Source organism: Pseudoalteromonas sp. S3776, assembly GCF_005886915.1.
Classification (GTDB): domain Bacteria; phylum Pseudomonadota; class Gammaproteobacteria; order Enterobacterales; family Alteromonadaceae; genus Pseudoalteromonas.
The window spans coordinates 63,529-79,741 of sequence record NZ_PNCU01000003.1; the positions used below are offsets into that span (position 1 = coordinate 63,529).

20 protein-coding genes are annotated in these 16,213 nt (G+C 41.1%); 12 read left to right on the forward strand and 8 right to left on the reverse strand.

Annotated features, from left to right (window positions below):
* Complete coding sequence (locus tag CWC16_RS02830; protein ID WP_138540424.1) at positions 1-1,266, reverse strand: EAL and HDOD domain-containing protein; 1,266 nt, start codon at positions 1,264-1,266, stop codon at positions 1-3.
* A gap of 144 nt (positions 1,267-1,410) precedes the next feature.
* On the opposite strand from CWC16_RS02830, the gene CWC16_RS02835 reads away from it, so the two are divergent.
* From CWC16_RS02835 to CWC16_RS02845, 3 genes are all read left to right on the forward strand, one after another.
* Positions 1,411-2,169 carry a substrate-binding periplasmic protein gene (locus CWC16_RS02835; protein ID WP_249929178.1) on the forward strand — a complete coding sequence of 253 codons (759 nt, stop codon included), beginning with the start codon at positions 1,411-1,413 and terminating at the stop codon, positions 2,167-2,169.
* Between the two features lie 69 nt (positions 2,170-2,238).
* On the forward strand, positions 2,239-2,805 hold the full coding sequence (locus tag CWC16_RS02840; protein ID WP_055014683.1) for a PhnA domain-containing protein: 567 nt from the start codon (positions 2,239-2,241) through the stop codon (positions 2,803-2,805).
* 106 nt (positions 2,806-2,911) lie between these two features.
* On the forward strand, positions 2,912-3,727 hold the full coding sequence (locus CWC16_RS02845; protein WP_138540425.1) for an META domain-containing protein: 816 nt from the start codon (positions 2,912-2,914) through the stop codon (positions 3,725-3,727).
* A 56-nt stretch (positions 3,728-3,783) separates the two neighbouring features.
* Here CWC16_RS02845 and CWC16_RS02850 read toward each other — a convergent pair whose 3' ends face one another.
* Positions 3,784-4,623, reverse strand: coding sequence for a 23S rRNA (adenine(2030)-N(6))-methyltransferase RlmJ (locus CWC16_RS02850; RefSeq protein WP_138540426.1), 840 nt, complete (start codon positions 4,621-4,623; stop codon positions 3,784-3,786).
* 238 nt (positions 4,624-4,861) lie between these two features.
* On the opposite strand from CWC16_RS02850, the gene CWC16_RS02855 reads away from it, so the two are divergent.
* The 8 genes from CWC16_RS02855 to CWC16_RS02890 all read left to right on the forward strand — a co-directional run bounded on the left by CWC16_RS02855 (position 4,862) and on the right by CWC16_RS02890 (position 10,579).
* The gene (locus CWC16_RS02855; RefSeq protein ID WP_024031454.1) at positions 4,862-5,092 is read left to right on the forward strand and encodes a cell division protein ZapB; all 231 of its coding nucleotides are present in this window, start codon (positions 4,862-4,864) and stop codon (positions 5,090-5,092) included.
* A complete protein-coding gene (locus tag CWC16_RS02860; protein WP_055014680.1) occupies positions 5,092-5,394 on the forward strand; it encodes a cell division protein ZapA in 303 nt (100 codons plus the stop codon). The genes CWC16_RS02855 and CWC16_RS02860 overlap by 1 nt, the downstream gene beginning before the upstream one ends.
* A 62-nt stretch (positions 5,395-5,456) precedes the next feature.
* The gene (locus CWC16_RS02865; RefSeq protein ID WP_138540427.1) at positions 5,457-6,479 is read left to right on the forward strand and encodes an MBL fold metallo-hydrolase; all 1,023 of its coding nucleotides are present in this window, start codon (positions 5,457-5,459) and stop codon (positions 6,477-6,479) included.
* Positions 6,480-6,515: 36 nt separating this feature from the next.
* Complete coding sequence (locus tag CWC16_RS02870; RefSeq protein WP_138540453.1) at positions 6,516-7,994, forward strand: LysM peptidoglycan-binding domain-containing protein; 1,479 nt, start codon at positions 6,516-6,518, stop codon at positions 7,992-7,994.
* Between the two features lie 67 nt (positions 7,995-8,061).
* Positions 8,062-8,550, forward strand: coding sequence for an FKBP-type peptidyl-prolyl cis-trans isomerase (locus CWC16_RS02875; protein ID WP_024031457.1), 489 nt, complete (start codon positions 8,062-8,064; stop codon positions 8,548-8,550).
* Between the two features lie 26 nt (positions 8,551-8,576).
* Positions 8,577-9,305, forward strand: a complete 729-nt coding sequence (locus CWC16_RS02880; RefSeq protein ID WP_138540428.1) for an SDR family NAD(P)-dependent oxidoreductase — start codon at positions 8,577-8,579, stop codon at positions 9,303-9,305.
* A 10-nt stretch (positions 9,306-9,315) separates the two neighbouring features.
* Positions 9,316-10,155 carry an amidohydrolase family protein gene (locus CWC16_RS02885; protein WP_138540429.1) on the forward strand — a complete coding sequence of 280 codons (840 nt, stop codon included), beginning with the start codon at positions 9,316-9,318 and terminating at the stop codon, positions 10,153-10,155.
* Positions 10,156-10,207: 52 nt separating this feature from the next.
* Complete coding sequence (locus tag CWC16_RS02890) at positions 10,208-10,579, forward strand: hypothetical protein (RefSeq protein WP_138540430.1); 372 nt, start codon at positions 10,208-10,210, stop codon at positions 10,577-10,579.
* A 130-nt stretch (positions 10,580-10,709) separates the two neighbouring features.
* Here the strand turns inward: CWC16_RS02890 and CWC16_RS02895 are convergent, their stop codons facing one another.
* The 4 genes from CWC16_RS02895 to CWC16_RS02910 all read right to left on the reverse strand — a co-directional run bounded on the left by CWC16_RS02895 (position 10,710) and on the right by CWC16_RS02910 (position 13,868).
* Positions 10,710-11,885 carry a mandelate racemase/muconate lactonizing enzyme family protein gene (locus tag CWC16_RS02895; RefSeq protein ID WP_055014675.1) on the reverse strand — a complete coding sequence of 392 codons (1,176 nt, stop codon included), beginning with the start codon at positions 11,883-11,885 and terminating at the stop codon, positions 10,710-10,712.
* A 25-nt stretch (positions 11,886-11,910) separates the two neighbouring features.
* On the reverse strand, positions 11,911-12,678 hold the full coding sequence (locus CWC16_RS02900; protein WP_138540431.1) for a class II aldolase/adducin family protein: 768 nt from the start codon (positions 12,676-12,678) through the stop codon (positions 11,911-11,913).
* A gap of 166 nt (positions 12,679-12,844) precedes the next feature.
* A complete protein-coding gene (locus CWC16_RS02905) occupies positions 12,845-13,168 on the reverse strand; it encodes a c-type cytochrome (protein ID WP_138540432.1) in 324 nt (107 codons plus the stop codon).
* 160 nt (positions 13,169-13,328) lie between these two features.
* On the reverse strand, positions 13,329-13,868 hold the full coding sequence (locus CWC16_RS02910) for a DUF2058 domain-containing protein (protein WP_004587650.1): 540 nt from the start codon (positions 13,866-13,868) through the stop codon (positions 13,329-13,331).
* A 199-nt stretch (positions 13,869-14,067) separates the two neighbouring features.
* Between CWC16_RS02910 and CWC16_RS02915 the strand changes: the two genes are divergently transcribed.
* A complete protein-coding gene (locus tag CWC16_RS02915) occupies positions 14,068-15,213 on the forward strand; it encodes an MFS transporter (RefSeq protein ID WP_138540433.1) in 1,146 nt (381 codons plus the stop codon).
* On the opposite strand, the gene CWC16_RS02920 is transcribed toward CWC16_RS02915, so the two are convergent.
* Together CWC16_RS02920 and CWC16_RS02925 are read right to left on the reverse strand one after the other, a co-directional pair.
* On the reverse strand, positions 15,180-15,680 hold the full coding sequence (locus CWC16_RS02920) for a prolyl-tRNA synthetase associated domain-containing protein (RefSeq protein WP_138540434.1): 501 nt from the start codon (positions 15,678-15,680) through the stop codon (positions 15,180-15,182). The two genes, CWC16_RS02915 and CWC16_RS02920, sit on opposite strands and share 34 nt — an antisense overlap.
* Position 15,681: 1 nt before the next feature.
* Positions 15,682-16,083: a putative periplasmic lipoprotein gene (locus CWC16_RS02925; protein ID WP_138540435.1), complete on the reverse strand. Its 402-nt coding sequence runs from the start codon at positions 16,081-16,083 to the stop codon at positions 15,682-15,684.
* Positions 16,084-16,213: the final 130 nt, after the last annotated feature.

Consider the following 16,213-nt stretch of genomic DNA (forward strand, 5'->3'; position numbering starts at 1 on the left):
TTATTCTGCTATAGCCTCAATAATTTCGTCACTATACAGCACTGCATCAAGCACATAATTAAAAATATGCCCTATATGCAGGTCACTGTTTATTGCTGGCATTAGTGTCGCTATTTTATCCATTTCATCTAGTTCAAACGCTCTAATAAGCGCAAGGCTTTGCCCTAAAATGCCATCATTGTTTAATAATGCCTGGGCAATACTTTCATCTAACGAAAATTCTTTAACAATCGCTTCAAGGTCGGTATCTAAAATTGCATTCATTACAGAAAACAGCCCAACCAAATAGCCTTGGCCAACCAATTCTGGATAACTCTGACCTAACAATAGCGCAATAAACTGGGCTCTGGTTAACGCAAGCTTTGTAAGTTCTGTCGGTTTATCAGCGCCTAATTCACTCAGAGCTAAAACGCGAACTAGCTGCCTGATGCTATCCTCTCCTAAATACACAACCGCTTGCGATATAGAGGTAATAGTTAATTTGGTACTACTCGAGCGGGCATTAGCTAACTTTAATACACGCGCTGTAATGGCTACATCTCTGGCTACTTGCTTTTGTATTTCATCAAAGCATAAAGATTCTTTTGCCGTAAAGCGCAGTAAATCAAACACAATCACCTTGCCCGGCTCCACATCTTTGTAGGTGATCATTTCAGGACGTGCAAAAAAGTAACCCTGAAATAAATCGCAACCCGCTTTTTTTAACGAATGAAATTGCGCATGTGTTTCTATGCGCTCAACAATCACTTTTGCATGCGGGTTAGCGCGTTTAATTTTTTTTATCCGCATATTGGTCTTAATTATTACATCGTCCATTTCAATTTTGATGTAATCGACATGCGCAAGTAATGGCGCCCACTTATCGTCACCATCGTAATCATCTAAAGCAAACCTGTACCCCTCTTGCTTAAGCGCTTTAACGCGTTGAGTAACCTCTGCTATTTTATTTGTACGCTCAACAATTTCTAACACACAATTTTGGGGCACTAGCAATTTTGGAAAGTTTTCTAAAATAGTGGCGGAAGAAAGATTAATAAACGCTAAGTGATGTGCTGTAAGTTTATCTGGCCCTAACATCATTAATGTATTAAAAAATAAGCGGCTAGTTGCTTGCTCATCAGAGGTCCCCACAGGAAAAGCATTGTGGGCTGAATCGCGATAAAGCAACTCATACGCAAATACATTCTGCTGTGCATCAAAAATTGGTTGCCTTGCAACAAACTGCGTTAGCTTTTGCCCGTTCTCAAAAATATTTGTAGGGTTCACTTATAAAAACCTATCTTATTTAACGTTGTTTATTACAATTAAGTTATATACTGTAATTCAACTACCATGAAGATTCTAGAATCCTTGCATGTAAAGCTAAATTACATAGCACTCACTCATAAAAGTTTAGCAAAGGTTATTTATTTGTTTTTTTTAAAGTTGTTTTTATTCATATTTATTGCCCACCTTGCTACATTTGCCAATGCAGAGCAAAGCCAGCCAGAGCTTAACTATAATGTTAGTGCATCGGGCAGCCATTACCCTTTTTACACCAGTAACCCAGAAAACCCTGGTATTTTGCCAGAAATTATTACCGCTTTAATGGCGCAGGCTAATATTACCGTCAATCATGTGGAGCTACCCACCAAACGCATTGCCAAGTATTTAGAAAACGGCTTTATAGATTTTGATGTGTTCTCTTTAAAATGGTTAGCCCAAAACGAGCGGGATAATCCTTACTATGTTTTTTCAGACCCGCTGATCCCCGCAACTGAAATGATTATAGCTTTACCTAATAAAGTAGCGCATTATCAAACTGAACAAAGTTTATATTCGAAAGAGGTTGGTACCGTACTTGGTTACGATTACCACGATGATGAAAAATATAACCGTGTCGACTTTCCCTCTGAAAAAGAGCTACTAATTGCATTATCTAAAGCGCGTATTGATGTTGCCATTATGGGGATTCACACCGCAGCGTATTGGTCTAAGCAGTTAAATATTAAGATTGGGTTTGGCGCACAGCATTCGCACGGATATTTAAGAGTACGATTATTAGCTAAGCATAAAGCCCTACTGCCTAAAATAAACCAAGCAATTGCTTACTTACACAGCAATGGTTATATAAAACGTATCGAAGATAAGTACATAGGGCCAATACCCGCACAAAACTTAAGGGATTAGTATCGCCCTGAGCCGCCACTGGGGTATAATACGGCCAAATGTAAACCACCTCCTATATAAGAATGCCTTATGAGTATTGAAAAAGCCTTAATCGAGCGCAGCAATAATCAGTGTGAATTGTGCAGCGCAACCGAACACTTATCTGTTTACGAAGTACCTCCTGTTACCGAAACCCACTCAGATAAATGCATTTACACCTGCCAAACCTGTAAAGATCAAATAGAAAACAACAGCGAGCTTACCCCAACACATTGGCACTGTTTAAACGACAGCATGTGGAGCCAAACGCCTGCCGTACAAGTGGTAGCCTATAGAATGCTTACACGCTTAGCTGTTGATAGTGGCTGGGCACAAGATGCGCTAGATATGATTTACCTTGAAGAAGACACACTTGCGTGGGCCAAAAAAGCCCTTGCTGAAGATGACGATATAAAACATGTAGATAGTAACGGCGTAGTACTTCAAGCTGGCGATACCGTTACGCTAATTAAAGACTTAGATGTGAAAGGCAGTAGCTTGACCGCCAAACGCGGCACAGCAGTACGCAACATAGGCTTAACAAGTAACCCTGAGCATATTGAAGGGCGTGTAGAGGGCCAACGCATTGTTATTTTAACTAAGTTTGTCAAAAAATAGCTTTATGCTAAGGCGCATTAGCGCCTTTTTATGCCTTAAAAATTAAGCCATGATTAAGCTCCCTCCCCCTACACTTACCAGCAATACAGGAATAAGGAGCGCAAGCATGGCTAAACATCAATTGAGGTTTCAACAACGCACATTTACAAGCTTAGGTTTATTAGCACTAAGTGCACTCACATTAGCGGGATGTGAAAAACCAGCTAACGAGTCACAATCTACAGCACAAGAAAAAGACGTGATGGGTTTGACCGCTCAAGTAAGCTATAAAGATCGCAGTATGCCACGCCCAGGGTCGCAACTGATCATAACGCTATCTGATGTATCAAAAGCAGACGTAAAAGCCGAAATAATCACCCAACAAATCCTAGATATAAACAAAGCGCCACCGTATACCGTAGAGCTTGCGTATGATGACAACAACATTGTTGATAAACACCGCTACAGCCTCACAGCCAGAATCATTAATAAAGACAAGGTTCTTTATACAAGCACAGGGCAGTACAACCCTTTTAAAAATGCAAACTCGGGGATTCTTCACGAAATTGAGCTTGAAAGAGTCGCCTCACCTAAGAGTGATGTAACTCTTGCAAATACATACTGGAAGGCAGTGACAATTAATGCACAAACAGTCAGTGTAAGAACAAAAGAGCCGTTTATACAATTTGATAAAGACAACCGTGTTAACGGCTTTTTAGGATGTAATAACGTCAGCGGCAGCTACAGTACAGAGCAACATTCAATATCGTTTAGCCAATTAGCAAGCACAAAAAAAATGTGTTCGCAAAGCATGGAGCAAGAAGCAGCGATGTTAAACATGCTCAATAACACACAAAAATGGGCTATAGAAGGCGAGTCTTTAGAATTAAAAGATAGCAGTGGCAACACGCTTGCCACCTTTAATGCGGTTTATTTTAATTAAGTAAAAGCCCAGTTAAACTGGGCTTTTTAGTGCGCGTATTTAAATACTCTCACACACTATTCATCTACTAACTGCTCGCTTCGGTAAAAGCCGCTAGGTTTACTTAAAAGCTTAACAAGCTCAGGTAGCACGTTATCCATTGTTTGCTTTAATTTCCAGGGCGGGTTAATCACTATCATGCCTGAGGCAGTCATACCGTGTACGTCAGTGTCAGCCTCAGTACCTAGTTCAAATAATTGAATATTACGCATGCCCGACTCAATCAGACCTTGCTCCATATTATTGATACGCTCTCTATCAACAACAGGGTACCAAATCATATAAGTACCTGTAGCAAAACGCTGCTGCGCCTTTATCAGCGTGGTAACAACTGTATCGTAATCGTCTTTAATCTCGTAAGGCGGGTCAATAAGTACACATGCTCGGCGCGAAGCAGGCGGAAGTAACCCTATTAATCCGACAAAGCCGTTTTCGCCACGTACGCGAATAGAACGCTTACCTTGCATGTTTTGCTCAAGTAACTGCAAATCGCGTGGATGTAATTCAAAAAACCAGCCTTTGTCTTGGCGGCGCAGGTAATGCTCAGCAATTTTTGGCGAACCGGGGTAAAACGCCAACTCCCCCCCACCATTAAACGATTTAATTAATGAAATATAATCGTTTAGCGCCTCGTGCTCACTGCTATGCTGCCAAAGCTTAGCAATGCCCTCTTTGTATTCTTGTGTTTTTTGCGCATCTGATGAACTTAACTCAAAAAACCCCGCACCAGAGTGGGTATCAATGTAATCGAGGGGTTTATCTTTAATGGTTTGATATTGAAGTACCTGTGCAAGTACTAAATGTTTAAGCACATCGGCAGGGTTACCTGCATGAAAAGAGTGTCTGTAACTAAGCATGGATGATTTTCGCTATACGCAATTTAATATCGGCAGTGAACCACAAGCTCCGTATTTTGGCAACCTATTCACCGCTTAGCGCGCAGTTAAGTGAACCATTTATGAACAAAAAAGCCCCTACCCTGAATTATCACTTAATAAACAATAAAATTGTGCTAAAACCACCGTAAATGCTGGCAAAACAACACACTTTGCTTTACATTTGCATGACATTAATTACAGTTATATGAGCGCCTTTATGAACAACACAACTCTTCAACAACTCGAACAACTGATTGACTCGCTTATCGAGCGCAACAACCAATTACAAACGGATGTTGCTAGCTTAAAAGAGCAAAATGCAAAGCTAAGTGATGAAAACGAAATTTTACAACTAGAAGCCCTTGAAAACGAAGAAAAGCAAAAAGATGCTAGCTCTACGTTAACAGGCTTACTTGATAAACTACAAAGCGCACAACAGGCAAGCTAATGTCTGAGCTGCAAAACCAGCGGGTCACAGTTGAGTTGCTAGGTAAAGAGCAGCAGTTTGCATGCCCTGTTGGGCAAGAAGATGCATTAATAGCAGCAGCAAAAAATTTAAATGACTTGGTTGAGCAAACAAAGCAACGCTCATCAGTTCGCAACGAACAACAAGCGATACTTTTAGCAGCACTTACACTGAGCCATGAGTTGCTAGAAGCTAAAACGCACGCCAGTGTAGAGCAACAACAGCAAGATCAACTCATTGATAAACTCAGTCAATGCTTGGCGAGTGACCCAACAAAAAAATAAAAAGCGCCCCGTGCGCTTTTTGTTTATTATGATAATAAATAAATGCTGCGCAGAGACACACAATGACGTTAAAACCCCTTTTAGTAACCGTAATCCCCGCTTTTTTTATTACCCTTAGCCTATTTTCTCAATTTACTCAGGCAGCGGTGACTTGGCAGCAAATTAACGACAATGTGCAATTTTTAAAACAACAAAATAAGCTACGCTTTTACGATTCAAACCAAGTGCTCATAGAGGGCAAACAATGCGCACTAATGGTTGATGCAAGCGGGAACTTTGCAGCCGTTGAAGCACTAGCAAAACAGTTAAAAAAACGCCTTAAAACCCCGTTATGTTATTTAGTTGCGACCCACTTTCATGACGACCACTTGCTAGGCATGGCCGTATTACAAAACGCCTTTCCAAAAGCACAGCTAATAGTGCATAAGCAAGTAGCCGATAACTTTGCCACATACCAGCAGGCGTACAATGATAAGTTAGCAGGCTATGAAAAAAGCATAGAGCTGAGCTATCAGCGCTTAGCCACATTGCCCGAACAACAGCAAACACAGTGGCGCGAAAAGCTCTCTTTAGCTAAGCAGCGTTTTTTACGTTGGAAAACCTATAATTTAGAATCACCTACAACTGTAATTAGTGAGCCACAAAGTATTGATTTAGGGAACTTTGCCGTACAAATAAAGCCCGAAAAAGCCCATACAAACGGCGATTTAACGCTCAGTACTAATAATGGCGCGCTGCTAATAGGCGGCGATATTGTGGATTGGCTACCCTACCCTGGTCACGGTCAATTACAAAATTGGCAAGCCCTACTCAAACGCTATATTAATCAGCCTAATTTGCGTACAATACTTCCCGGCCACGGCGAGGTGCTTAAAAAAACGCAACTTAAGCAACCTTTATTGTTTTTAACAAATTTAACTACCCATGTTAAAAACAATAAAAAACAATCACTTGATGAGCTAATCAACAGTTTCCCTGTGGATGTATTAGCGCCGTACAAACAAGAAGCGTTAAATACAAAATCGAGCCAATTATTTTTACAAGCAGGGCTCAAGCGCGCTCAATTAACTCAGCACACGGAATAGTGTTAACAAATAAAGGTACTTTTAAAAGAGATGATAATTCGCGGATTGTGTTTAATTTTTGCGTGTATTTTAATGTTTGGTTGCAGCACCACAGAAAATACAGAGCCTGTTGAAGCACCACAGATTTTCACTCACTTTGAGCCAAGCTACGAAAACCAAATTGACCTTGAGCCAGCAGAGCCAAAACAATTACAACAAGCAAAGCCTGCCCCGCCGGTAAAAGCAAAAAAAAACGTTGTAAAAAAACGCCCCGCGAAAGCTAAAAATCTATGGGTGCATATTGCCAACAACCTACATTTTACGGTGTATCAAAATCGCGCCTTAAAAAAGCGCATTAATTGGTATTTAAAACAACCTAACTATTTACCCACTGTAAATAAACGCGCCGCGCCTTATTTGTACCATATAGTAAAAAAAATTGAGCAAAAACGCCTGCCTATGGAACTGGCTTTATTGCCCTTTGTAGAAAGTGATTTTAGACCCACCATTGCTTCGTCGCAGCAAGCGGTAGGCGTTTGGCAGTTAGTGGCCGCCACCGCACATCATTTTGGGGTTAAATCCGATCAGTGGTATGACGGACGACAAGATGTACTGGCCTCCACCGATGCCGCACTTGAATACCTTAGCTATTTACACAAGCGCTTTGATGGCGACTGGCTTCACGCGCTAGCGGCATATAACAGTGGTGAAGGCCGAGTTAAACGGGCCATTGAACGAAATAAAAAACGCGGTAAAAGTACCGATTATTTTTCTCTAAAGCTGCCAAAAGAAACGGCCGACTACGTGCCGAAACTGTTAGCGCTAAGCTACTTAGTAAAGAACCCGCAAAAAGGCTTTAAGCGCCCAAAACTTGCTAATAAACCAATAACAACCCTAATGAACGTTGGCCAACAGTTTGATTTTACGGTCATTGCTAAGCTCTCTGGGGTTGGCGCAAAACAGTTGCACGCGCTTAACCAAGGTTATTTAAAAAATCAGAGTTCACCTAATGGTCCCCATTCATTGCTTTTACCTATTGGCCAAGAGGCACTGTTAAAAAGTCAGTTTTTTAAGTCTAATTTTGCAGGCGAATACATCGTTAAAAAAAATGATACGCTATACAGTATTGCAAGGCGCTTTAGCATGTCGGTAAACGCGTTAAAGCAGCTCAATGGCAAACAAAATAATATGATAGGGATAGGTGAAAAACTGTTAGTTGGACAGCCTAAAACGCTCCCAAAATCGCTCACAATTGATTATCAAATTAGTCCTTATTTGGAGCCACAAGAAGTCGTGATCCCAACCATAGAAATAGACTATGAAGTAAAACAAGGCGATAGCTTGTGGAGCATTAGCCAGCTTTACGAAGTGCCGCACAGCGATTTAGCTAAATGGAACAACTTAAGTGCCTCAAGCATTTTAAAGCCTGGCACGCAATTAACGCTATTTATTCCCCAGGCAGAACAACCCAAACAGCCGCAGCAAAAACAAGATTTACTGCAAGATCTACAAAAATCACTTATTCAACCACGCTGAGTTTATAAAGCTCGGTATTTCGCGTAAAATCGACGTTTAACTTAGTCAAAAACTTAAAGAGACAAGCATGCAAATTAGCAAAAATTCAGCAGTTGAATTTCATTACACATTAAGCGAAGCGGGCGAGCAACTAGAAAGCAGTGTAAACCACGCGCCTCTTAGCTATATTCATGGCAGCGAAGGCATGCTTCCTGGCTTAGAAAAAGCCCTTGAAGGCAAAGCTGCAGGCGATAAGTTTAGCGTAACACTTGAACCTAGCGAGTCATACGGTGAGCGCGTTGACGATTTAATTCAGCGTATTCCACTTAAGCACCTACAAGGTGACGTAAAAGTGTGGAAACCAGGTATGACTGCGATGGTGCACTCAAACCAAGGGCAGCACCAAGTAACATTAGTTAAAGTAGGCCGCTTTAATGCAGATTGCGATTTAAACCACCCGTTTGCAGGCAAAACGCTAACGTTTGATTTAGAAGTGGTATCGGTTCGTGAAGCAACCAGTGAAGAAATTTCGCATGGCCATGTTCACGCAGAAGGCGGCTGCGGTCACTCTCACTAATCCCATCCCTTAAATTAGGAGCAAGTATGTCTAAGGTTGCTATTGTTACAGGCGGTACAAAAGGCATTGGTTTAGCAGTTGTAAAACGCTTTATTGAAAATGGCTACACGGTGCACAATTTAGATATTGAGTACAGCGAGCTAGGTACTTTTCACCAATGCGATGTGAGTAATGTTAGTGCTGTAAAAGCATGTATTACGGCCATTTGTAATCAAAGCCCGCGTATAGATGTACTTGTTTCTAACGCTGGTAAACACCTCAGTGCAAGTATAGAAGATACCGATGAGGACACTTTCGATGCGTTATTTGCATTGAACGTGAAAGGGGCCTATGCGGCTGTACAAAGTGTACTACCAAGCATGAAAGCGCAAAACAATGGCGCCATTATTTTAATAGCCTCAGATCAGGCAATAATTGGTAAACCTAACTCGTTTGCCTACAACCTGACAAAGCATGCTCTTGCTTCTATGGCAAAAACCACAGCGCTTGATTACGCGCAATTTAATATTCGCGCAAATGCGGTATGCCCAGGGACAATAGAAACCCCTCTATTTCATGACGCCATAGATGCTTATTGTAAAAAAAGCGGTGCTAATAAGGCAGATATAGTGGCAGAAGAGGCAAGCCTTCAACCCTTAAACCGCTTAGGACAAGCTGATGAAGTTGCCGCGCTAGTTAGCTTTTTAGCAAGTGATGATGCAAGCTTTATAACAGGCAGCCTACAAAGTATAGATGGCGGCTATACCACACAATGAGCACATGCCGATGAGCCAAAAAATTATTGACCCCCACGTGCACTTTTTTAACCTTGCCGAGGGGCAATATACCTGGCTGCAAGGCGAAAACCCACCAGCATGGCCAAATTTAGAGCTAATAAAGCAGCCTATTAGCGAAAAAAAGCTAATAGAGAGCAGTGATTTTACCCTTGCAGGCATAATACATATAGAGGCAGGTTTTGATAACAACGCCCCCATTAACGAACTCAATTGGCTAACGGCGCATTTAAAAAAGCTCCCCTTTAAAGCCATTAGTTACGCACAGTTAGATTGCGCACCTGTGCAATTTGAAAAAGCAATTTACGACCTTGCACACCCGCATTTAATCGGCATACGGGATATAACCGAAGGCGCAGGCGCACAGCGATTATTAAACCCCGCTTGCTTTGATAATTTGCAAACCCTTTGCCAGCAAGGGCTGCATTATGAAGCGCAGTTTGAGCTTGAAAATACTGTAGTAGCCGCTCAGCTTGCTCGTTACGCTAAGGCGCTGCCTCAGCTAAAAATAATAATAAACCATGGCGGCTTACCTAATAATATTAATAACTGGCAACAAAGCATTCGCATGCTGAGCGCTTACACTAATATAGCGATTAAGTTTTCGGGTTTTGAGCTTTTAGCGTTAAATTTACAACAGCAGCAACACTGTTTTGACACTCTGTTCTCGTACTTTGGCGAGCAGCGTATTATGTTTGCGAGTAACTTTCCGGTTTGCCAAATTAACGCAAGCTATAATGATGTTTGGCATAGCCATCAAGCCTTATGCAAAACAAATAAAATATGGCATAACCTCAGCTACGCAAATGCTAAGCATTTTTATAATATGTAGGGCGTGTTGACCTATATTAAATTTAACCACTTACTTAAATGCGGCAATGACTATGACACTACATTCGCGATTATCAGCCCTTGGCATCTTAACTATTTTAAGTGGTTGCGCGTCTAACACGCAGCCTACTCCTAAGCTGCATCATGCCTTACTTACCGCGCCAAATAGCCAAGCAGTTTCGCGTGTTATAGATCGCCTAATGCATATAAAAAACATAAAACTTGCTGACGATGTATTTATGCACTCCAGCACCTTTACTCTTAAAAACACTAACCGTAGCGATATAACGGCTAATCAGCAGCGCAACTTTCCCGATCAATTTGAGCTAATGATAAACAATAACCGCTGCTATATACGCCACCTTGATAGTAAAGCCACCGCTGAAATAAACAGCGTTACGTGTTCAATTAACCCTGCCAATTAATCCCTTAAAATATTTAAGCGTTATTGCTCATAGGTATTAGGTGCGGTCACACAGCTATAAAAAAGCCGGTAAGTGAGCTATCACTTACCGGCTTTTACTTTTAAACAATAGTATTTAAATAACGCTTAGGCTATTTAATTTCTACGCGCTGCGAGCGCATAACAATCTCATCGTTTAATTCAATGCCTAAGCCTGGCTCTTCTGATACTTCAAAAAAGCCATTTTTAGGTTGTGGATCTTGTAAGCACAGCTCACGGTTCCACTTTTTAATGGCATAAGTATGATGCTCATGAATCAAAAAGTTTGGAATAGCGGTTTCTAAATGCAATGATGCGGCAGTCGCAACAGGACCACCACATACGTGTGCCTGAATACGCACATCAAAAATATCGGCGTAGTCACATACTTTTTTAGTTTCAGTAAAACCACCACATAAACCGATATCAGGCTGTAGTACATCAATGCTTTGATCTTCTAAATAAGGGCGCACACCCCAGCGGTTGTATAAACGCTCGCCACCAGCAATGGGCACTGCCACTTTATCAGCTACTTTTGCATGTAAAGAATGATTTAAGTAGTTAACGGGTTCCTCGTAGTACATACAATCAAACTCTTCGGCTATTTCGCCAATTTGAATAGCAGAAGTTGCGCCAGGCAAGCTGTGGCATTCAAAAATAATATCCACTTCATCACCCACCGCTTCACGTATAGCTTGCATACGCGCACGGTATAACTTCATTTCACCACGAGAAATAATTTTAGTGCGGTCGTAATATGTATTCCCGTCTTTATCGTATTGGATAGGGTCAACTTTAACTGCATCATAGCCTTCGCCAACCGCTTTTAACGCTGCTTCTGCGTATTCTTGCGGTTGTACTAGCGCTTTAAACTCGCTGTCCCAGTCAAACTGTAGCTGCGATGCGTAAGTACGTAGTTTATCGTTTACTTTACCGCCCAGTAGTTGATACACAGGTAAGCCAAGTGCTTTACCTTTTATATCCCAAAGTGCTGTATCTATGGCGCTCATCGCTGCATACACAACAGGGCCGCCACCTAAACCCCAAAAGCTTTCGCGTAACATACGCGACCATAACTTTTCGGTTTGAAATGGGTCGTGCCCAATTAAAAAAGCATCAGCCATTTCTTTTATCATTGCTGCCGCTGCGCTGTGGCCTAAATCGTAAGCTAAACCAGCTTCACCTACACCACTAATGCCTTCATCGGTATGAATACGTACAAAAACCGGCGTCCAAGCTGGACGCTCTGGGCAATGAATATCAAATACTTCTACGCGATTTACTTTCATTAAAATTCCTTATTAGCCGCACAGGCTATTGTGCAAAACTGGGATCAAGTCGGTACGCTTTTCGTAACATGGCAGGCCACGCTAATTGCCCGCCTGTACTGCCGCTATGTACCACATTAGCTTGGTTATAAATATTGTCGATAATTGGCTGTGGCACCGGAATAACCTCTTGTGAACTGGCTTGTAATGCAAGCTGAATTTCGCAGGCACGTTGCAAGTCATAAAAACGCATAAAGGCATCGCCTACGGTTGGCCCTACGGTTAAGCCACCATGATTTACCAATAGCATATGATTGGTACTGCCTAAATCATCTTGTAATACTTTGCGCTCGTCATCATTTACAGCTAGCCCCTCGTAGCCATGGTACGACAGCGAAGGGAGCGAAAACATAGAATATTGGCTTAGTGGCAATAGGCCATTTTTTTGTGTCGCAACGGCAATGGTTTCTTTGGTATGTAAGTGAATAACACAGTGAGCATCTTCACGCACTTCGTGAATGGCGCTATGAATAGTAAACCCCGCAGGGTTGATACTAAACGGAGTGTCATCAATAATATTGCCGTGCAAATCAACCTTTACTAGGTTTGATGCGGTTACTTCGTCAAACGTTAAGCCAAATGCATTTACAAGGTAGTGATCAGTCCCTGGTAAACGGGCCGATAGATGCGTGTATATTAAATCCCCCCAACGAAAATGCTCTACTAATCGGTAGCACGCTGCTAAATCTACGCGCAATTGCCACTCTTGCTCAGATACTTTATTTTTTAAATTTTGTTGGGGTAAATCAATCATAATCAGCCTTTTAAAATACGTACATCAACACAAGTACGAATAGATGTTTAGAAGTCTAAAGCAGTATTAATTTTATAGCAAACACAAACAAAACAGCCACACAAATGTGTGGCTGTTTACGCTGCGCTTTAATTTAAAACGATAATACGTTTTTAAACGCGGTGCTTTATTTTACCTTTGAAAGGTAGTCTGCAATTGCTTCAAACTCTTCGTCCGTTACTGTTGCAACCATTGCTTTCATTGCCGCGGTCATACCATTACTACGTGCGCCCGATTTAATATCTTTCATTTGGACCACTAAATAGTCTTTGTTTTGACCATTAATTTTAGGGTATGCGCCCATAATAGGTGCTTTACCTTCTGCGCCATGACATGTTTGACACATTTTTTGGGTGTAAAGGGCTTCGCCATCAGCAGCGACGGCGTTAAACGAAAAACTTGCGGCTAAACTAATACCCGCGCCTACTATTAGTGCTTTCATCTTGCTCATTATATTCACTCTTCTTTTTGACGGTTAGAAAATAGTCTATTGATTGTAGTAAACAATCTAGTAAAAAGCATACGTATCAATTTACGTTAGGCGATCAAACAAACATGACTACGTTTTCAGCCATTGTTGTTAACTGTAGCAAACAATACTGAACAGACACTTACCATACTAAATCATCTGGTACTTCAAAGTCTGCATAGGGGTCGTCTTCGTCTTTTGGTTTGTTTTCAGGTTCAACATGAAAAACAATGTACTTTTCATCAACTTCTGCGACTTTACGCGCTGGCTCATCATCGAGTACGTAAAACTGCCCTTCCAGTACACAAATAGCTAAGCGACCACCCGATAACGCTTTTTGGGTTTTCTCGTTTACGTCTATCCCTTTTACTTTGTTATCGTATGTAAAATTAAAGGTACGCTCACCGCGGATAGAGTCTTGGTTATGGTGCTCAAGTATTTGCTTAACACGAGCAACTTGCTCACGTTGCTTAAGCTCTTCTTGGCGCGACTGGTTAAGTTCTTCAGCCTTTTTTTGCTGCTCTAATTTAGTTTGCTGTATGTGCTTTTGCAGATCACTTGGGTTACTGGTAGCCCCCTTTTTTTGCTTTTTTTGTTGCTTACGTTTTTCTGACTTAGCAACTTTAGCTTTGTGCGATGTTGTTAACCCTGCTTGTAGCAATTGGTCTTGTAATGAACCCATGGCTTTGTTCCACTAAAAACTTATATTAGGTTTATTTTAATCACCAACGACTACAAATAACAGTGCTATTAGCATTAATCTAGCAAAGGGCTGAATATACACTTTGATTTAGCGCAATTGTTGATGATTTAACCTATGAAATATAAGCCATTTTTCATATACTTTGGCTAACTTATCAGCTTATATTTTAAGCCTAACAATGCGCTTTGCTCACTTACTTATTTGCTCGGTGTTTATATTTTTTGTGCTGTACGCACCTCAGCCTTTATTAAACTTATTTGCTAACGAATTTAGCGTGCCCCCAGCGCTTGCCGGCAGCTTAATGAGCGTAACCATGCTGCCTTTAGCAATAGCTCCTTTTATTTATGGGCTTTTTTTAGCCAAGCAAAACCCACTTGTTATTTTACGTATTGCTATGTTTATTTTAGGGGGGAGCTGCATACTGTTTACAGCTGCGCCAAGTTTTGAGCTATTACTTCTGGTGCGTTTTATACAAGGCTTAACTTTACCTGCCGCACTTACCGCGATGACAAGCTTTATTGGTATACGTTACAGCGCAAATGCCTTACAAAAAAATATGACCTTATACATAGGCAGTACCATAGCTGGAGGTTACTTTGGCCGAGTATTGGCTGCGTTATTTAGTGATGTGTGGCATTGGCAAAGTTTTTATTATGTTATTTCGTTTGTACTTATTGGCCTAGCTATAAATATAAAGCCTACGGGCTTTGTGATACCTGTTAAGCCAGCACATACGCCGCTAACGTATATTAAACAGCTAAAAGATGCAGCAGTATTAAAATTGTATGGTGCCGTTTTTTGTATGTTTTTTTGTTTTGCGGCCTTATTAAATTACCTTCCGTTTATTTTGCAACACACCTTTTTAATTACAAATACCCGCGATATAGGTTTAGTGTACAGCGGCTACTTAATTGGTGCTTTAGCCTCTATTGCCACACCTTGGCTTGCTAAAAAAGCGCCCTCGCCTTGGCATTTACTGGCTGCGTTTTTTATCGTGTATAACTTAAGCATAGTGTTACTTATAAGCCAGCAACTGAGTGTGTTTTTAATCGCGTTTACGATATTTTGTGCTGCTATGTTTGTTATTCACTCAAGTGCAGCCCCGCTTGTTAATAAGATTAGCAAGGCACCTGCAAGTGTAACAAATGGCGGGTATGTATCGTTTTATTACAGCGGCGGAGCGCTGGGTTCGTTATTACCAGGTATTGTTTATCAGCACTCAGGGCAAACTGCATTTATGCTTTGCTTACTGAGTGTGTGTTTTATTGGTTTAGTCTTAGTCACTTTAGGCTATCGAGAAGGTAAAAACATTACCCGAGGCTGATGCCCTGTATGCTCAAAAAATGTGTTTAAATCATTTTTTGTAAGCAGCCAAGTTTGGGTGTTTTCAAACGGGTGACAATGAAACAGCTCATTAAACCAAATATCTTGATCAAGCCACAAAGTGACCTTGCTTTGTTTGTCGTTTGCCAGGGCAAGCATAGACACACAGCCTGGTTGTACTTTTAAATACCGCGCTAGGCGCTCACTTGAAGCAAACCCCAACCGAGAAAGCCCTTGTTGCCTAGATAAGGTTTTTAAATCGAGTTGTTTGTCGTGTGCGGTGATCACTAAAAAGTGATTTTTCCCTTCATTATCACGCAAAAACAAATTTTTAAGTCGCGTACCTGGGCGTTCTACCATAAATGCATCAGCATCTAAACTGGTATGTAACGCAGGGTGTTCTATCACATCGTAATTTATACCTAATTGCGCTAACAGCTGCGCAAGCTTTGCTTTATCGGCCAACATACTACAAACAACGCCCTCTTAGCTGCACACTTAAATCTCGCCACAATACTTGTGTAATTTCGTGTTTATTTTCACAGTAGTTATTTTCACTTAGGGTTTCATTTAAAAACCTGACAGCTTCATCCTCCAGCTTAAGTTTTAATACACTAGAGTCTTCGAAGTGTTCTTGTTCTATGTAACGTTTTACATCAGAGCGGCTCGGTCTTTTTTCGCCTCGCCCGCCGTTATTTAAGTTTATGTTACTACGGTGCTTGGCCTTAACCGAAACAACATAAGCAAATACTCTATTACCCTGCTCATCCACGTTTTCATAAAACTGTTTGTTATTTATTTCATAAGGAGGCGCTTCATTACTTGCACAGCCAGCAAGCAGCAAAGCAAGTATACAGATACTTTTTTTCATTGTTTTTGTCGTTTCGCGAGGTATTTTTCTCGAGTCTATCAAAAATAAACGATAACAGTTAAATATTGCTAAAAAATACTTGACCAATTTTATAAAAATATTTAAAGTTCACCCCGCTTGGAACTCAGCA

What these genes read in the sequence shown, in the direction of transcription:
- CWC16_RS02840 (WP_055014683.1), top strand. Translation starts at nt 2,239, where the DNA reads ATGAGTATTGAAAAAGCCTTAATCGAGCGCAGCAATAATCAGTGTGAA.
- CWC16_RS02845 (WP_138540425.1), top strand. Translation starts at nt 2,912, where the DNA reads ATGGCTAAACATCAATTGAGGTTTCAACAACGCACATTTACAAGCTTA.
- CWC16_RS02850 (WP_138540426.1), bottom strand. Translation starts at nt 4,623, where the DNA reads ATGCTTAGTTACAGACACTCTTTTCATGCAGGTAACCCTGCCGATGTG.
- CWC16_RS02855 (WP_024031454.1), top strand. Translation starts at nt 4,862, where the DNA reads ATGAACAACACAACTCTTCAACAACTCGAACAACTGATTGACTCGCTT.
- CWC16_RS02860 (WP_055014680.1), top strand. Translation starts at nt 5,092, where the DNA reads ATGTCTGAGCTGCAAAACCAGCGGGTCACAGTTGAGTTGCTAGGTAAA.
- CWC16_RS02865 (WP_138540427.1), top strand. Translation starts at nt 5,457, where the DNA reads ATGACGTTAAAACCCCTTTTAGTAACCGTAATCCCCGCTTTTTTTATT.
- CWC16_RS02875 (WP_024031457.1), top strand. Translation starts at nt 8,062, where the DNA reads ATGCAAATTAGCAAAAATTCAGCAGTTGAATTTCATTACACATTAAGC.
- CWC16_RS02880 (WP_138540428.1), top strand. Translation starts at nt 8,577, where the DNA reads ATGTCTAAGGTTGCTATTGTTACAGGCGGTACAAAAGGCATTGGTTTA.
- CWC16_RS02885 (WP_138540429.1), top strand. Translation starts at nt 9,316, where the DNA reads ATGAGCCAAAAAATTATTGACCCCCACGTGCACTTTTTTAACCTTGCC.
- CWC16_RS02890 (WP_138540430.1), top strand. Translation starts at nt 10,208, where the DNA reads ATGACACTACATTCGCGATTATCAGCCCTTGGCATCTTAACTATTTTA.
- CWC16_RS02895 (WP_055014675.1), bottom strand. Translation starts at nt 11,885, where the DNA reads ATGAAAGTAAATCGCGTAGAAGTATTTGATATTCATTGCCCAGAGCGT.
- CWC16_RS02900 (WP_138540431.1), bottom strand. Translation starts at nt 12,678, where the DNA reads ATGATTGATTTACCCCAACAAAATTTAAAAAATAAAGTATCTGAGCAA.
- CWC16_RS02905 (WP_138540432.1), bottom strand. Translation starts at nt 13,168, where the DNA reads ATGAGCAAGATGAAAGCACTAATAGTAGGCGCGGGTATTAGTTTAGCC.
- CWC16_RS02910 (WP_004587650.1), bottom strand. Translation starts at nt 13,868, where the DNA reads ATGGGTTCATTACAAGACCAATTGCTACAAGCAGGGTTAACAACATCG.
- CWC16_RS02915 (WP_138540433.1), top strand. Translation starts at nt 14,068, where the DNA reads ATGCGCTTTGCTCACTTACTTATTTGCTCGGTGTTTATATTTTTTGTG.
- CWC16_RS02920 (WP_138540434.1), bottom strand. Translation starts at nt 15,680, where the DNA reads ATGTTGGCCGATAAAGCAAAGCTTGCGCAGCTGTTAGCGCAATTAGGT.
- CWC16_RS02925 (WP_138540435.1), bottom strand. Translation starts at nt 16,083, where the DNA reads ATGAAAAAAAGTATCTGTATACTTGCTTTGCTGCTTGCTGGCTGTGCA.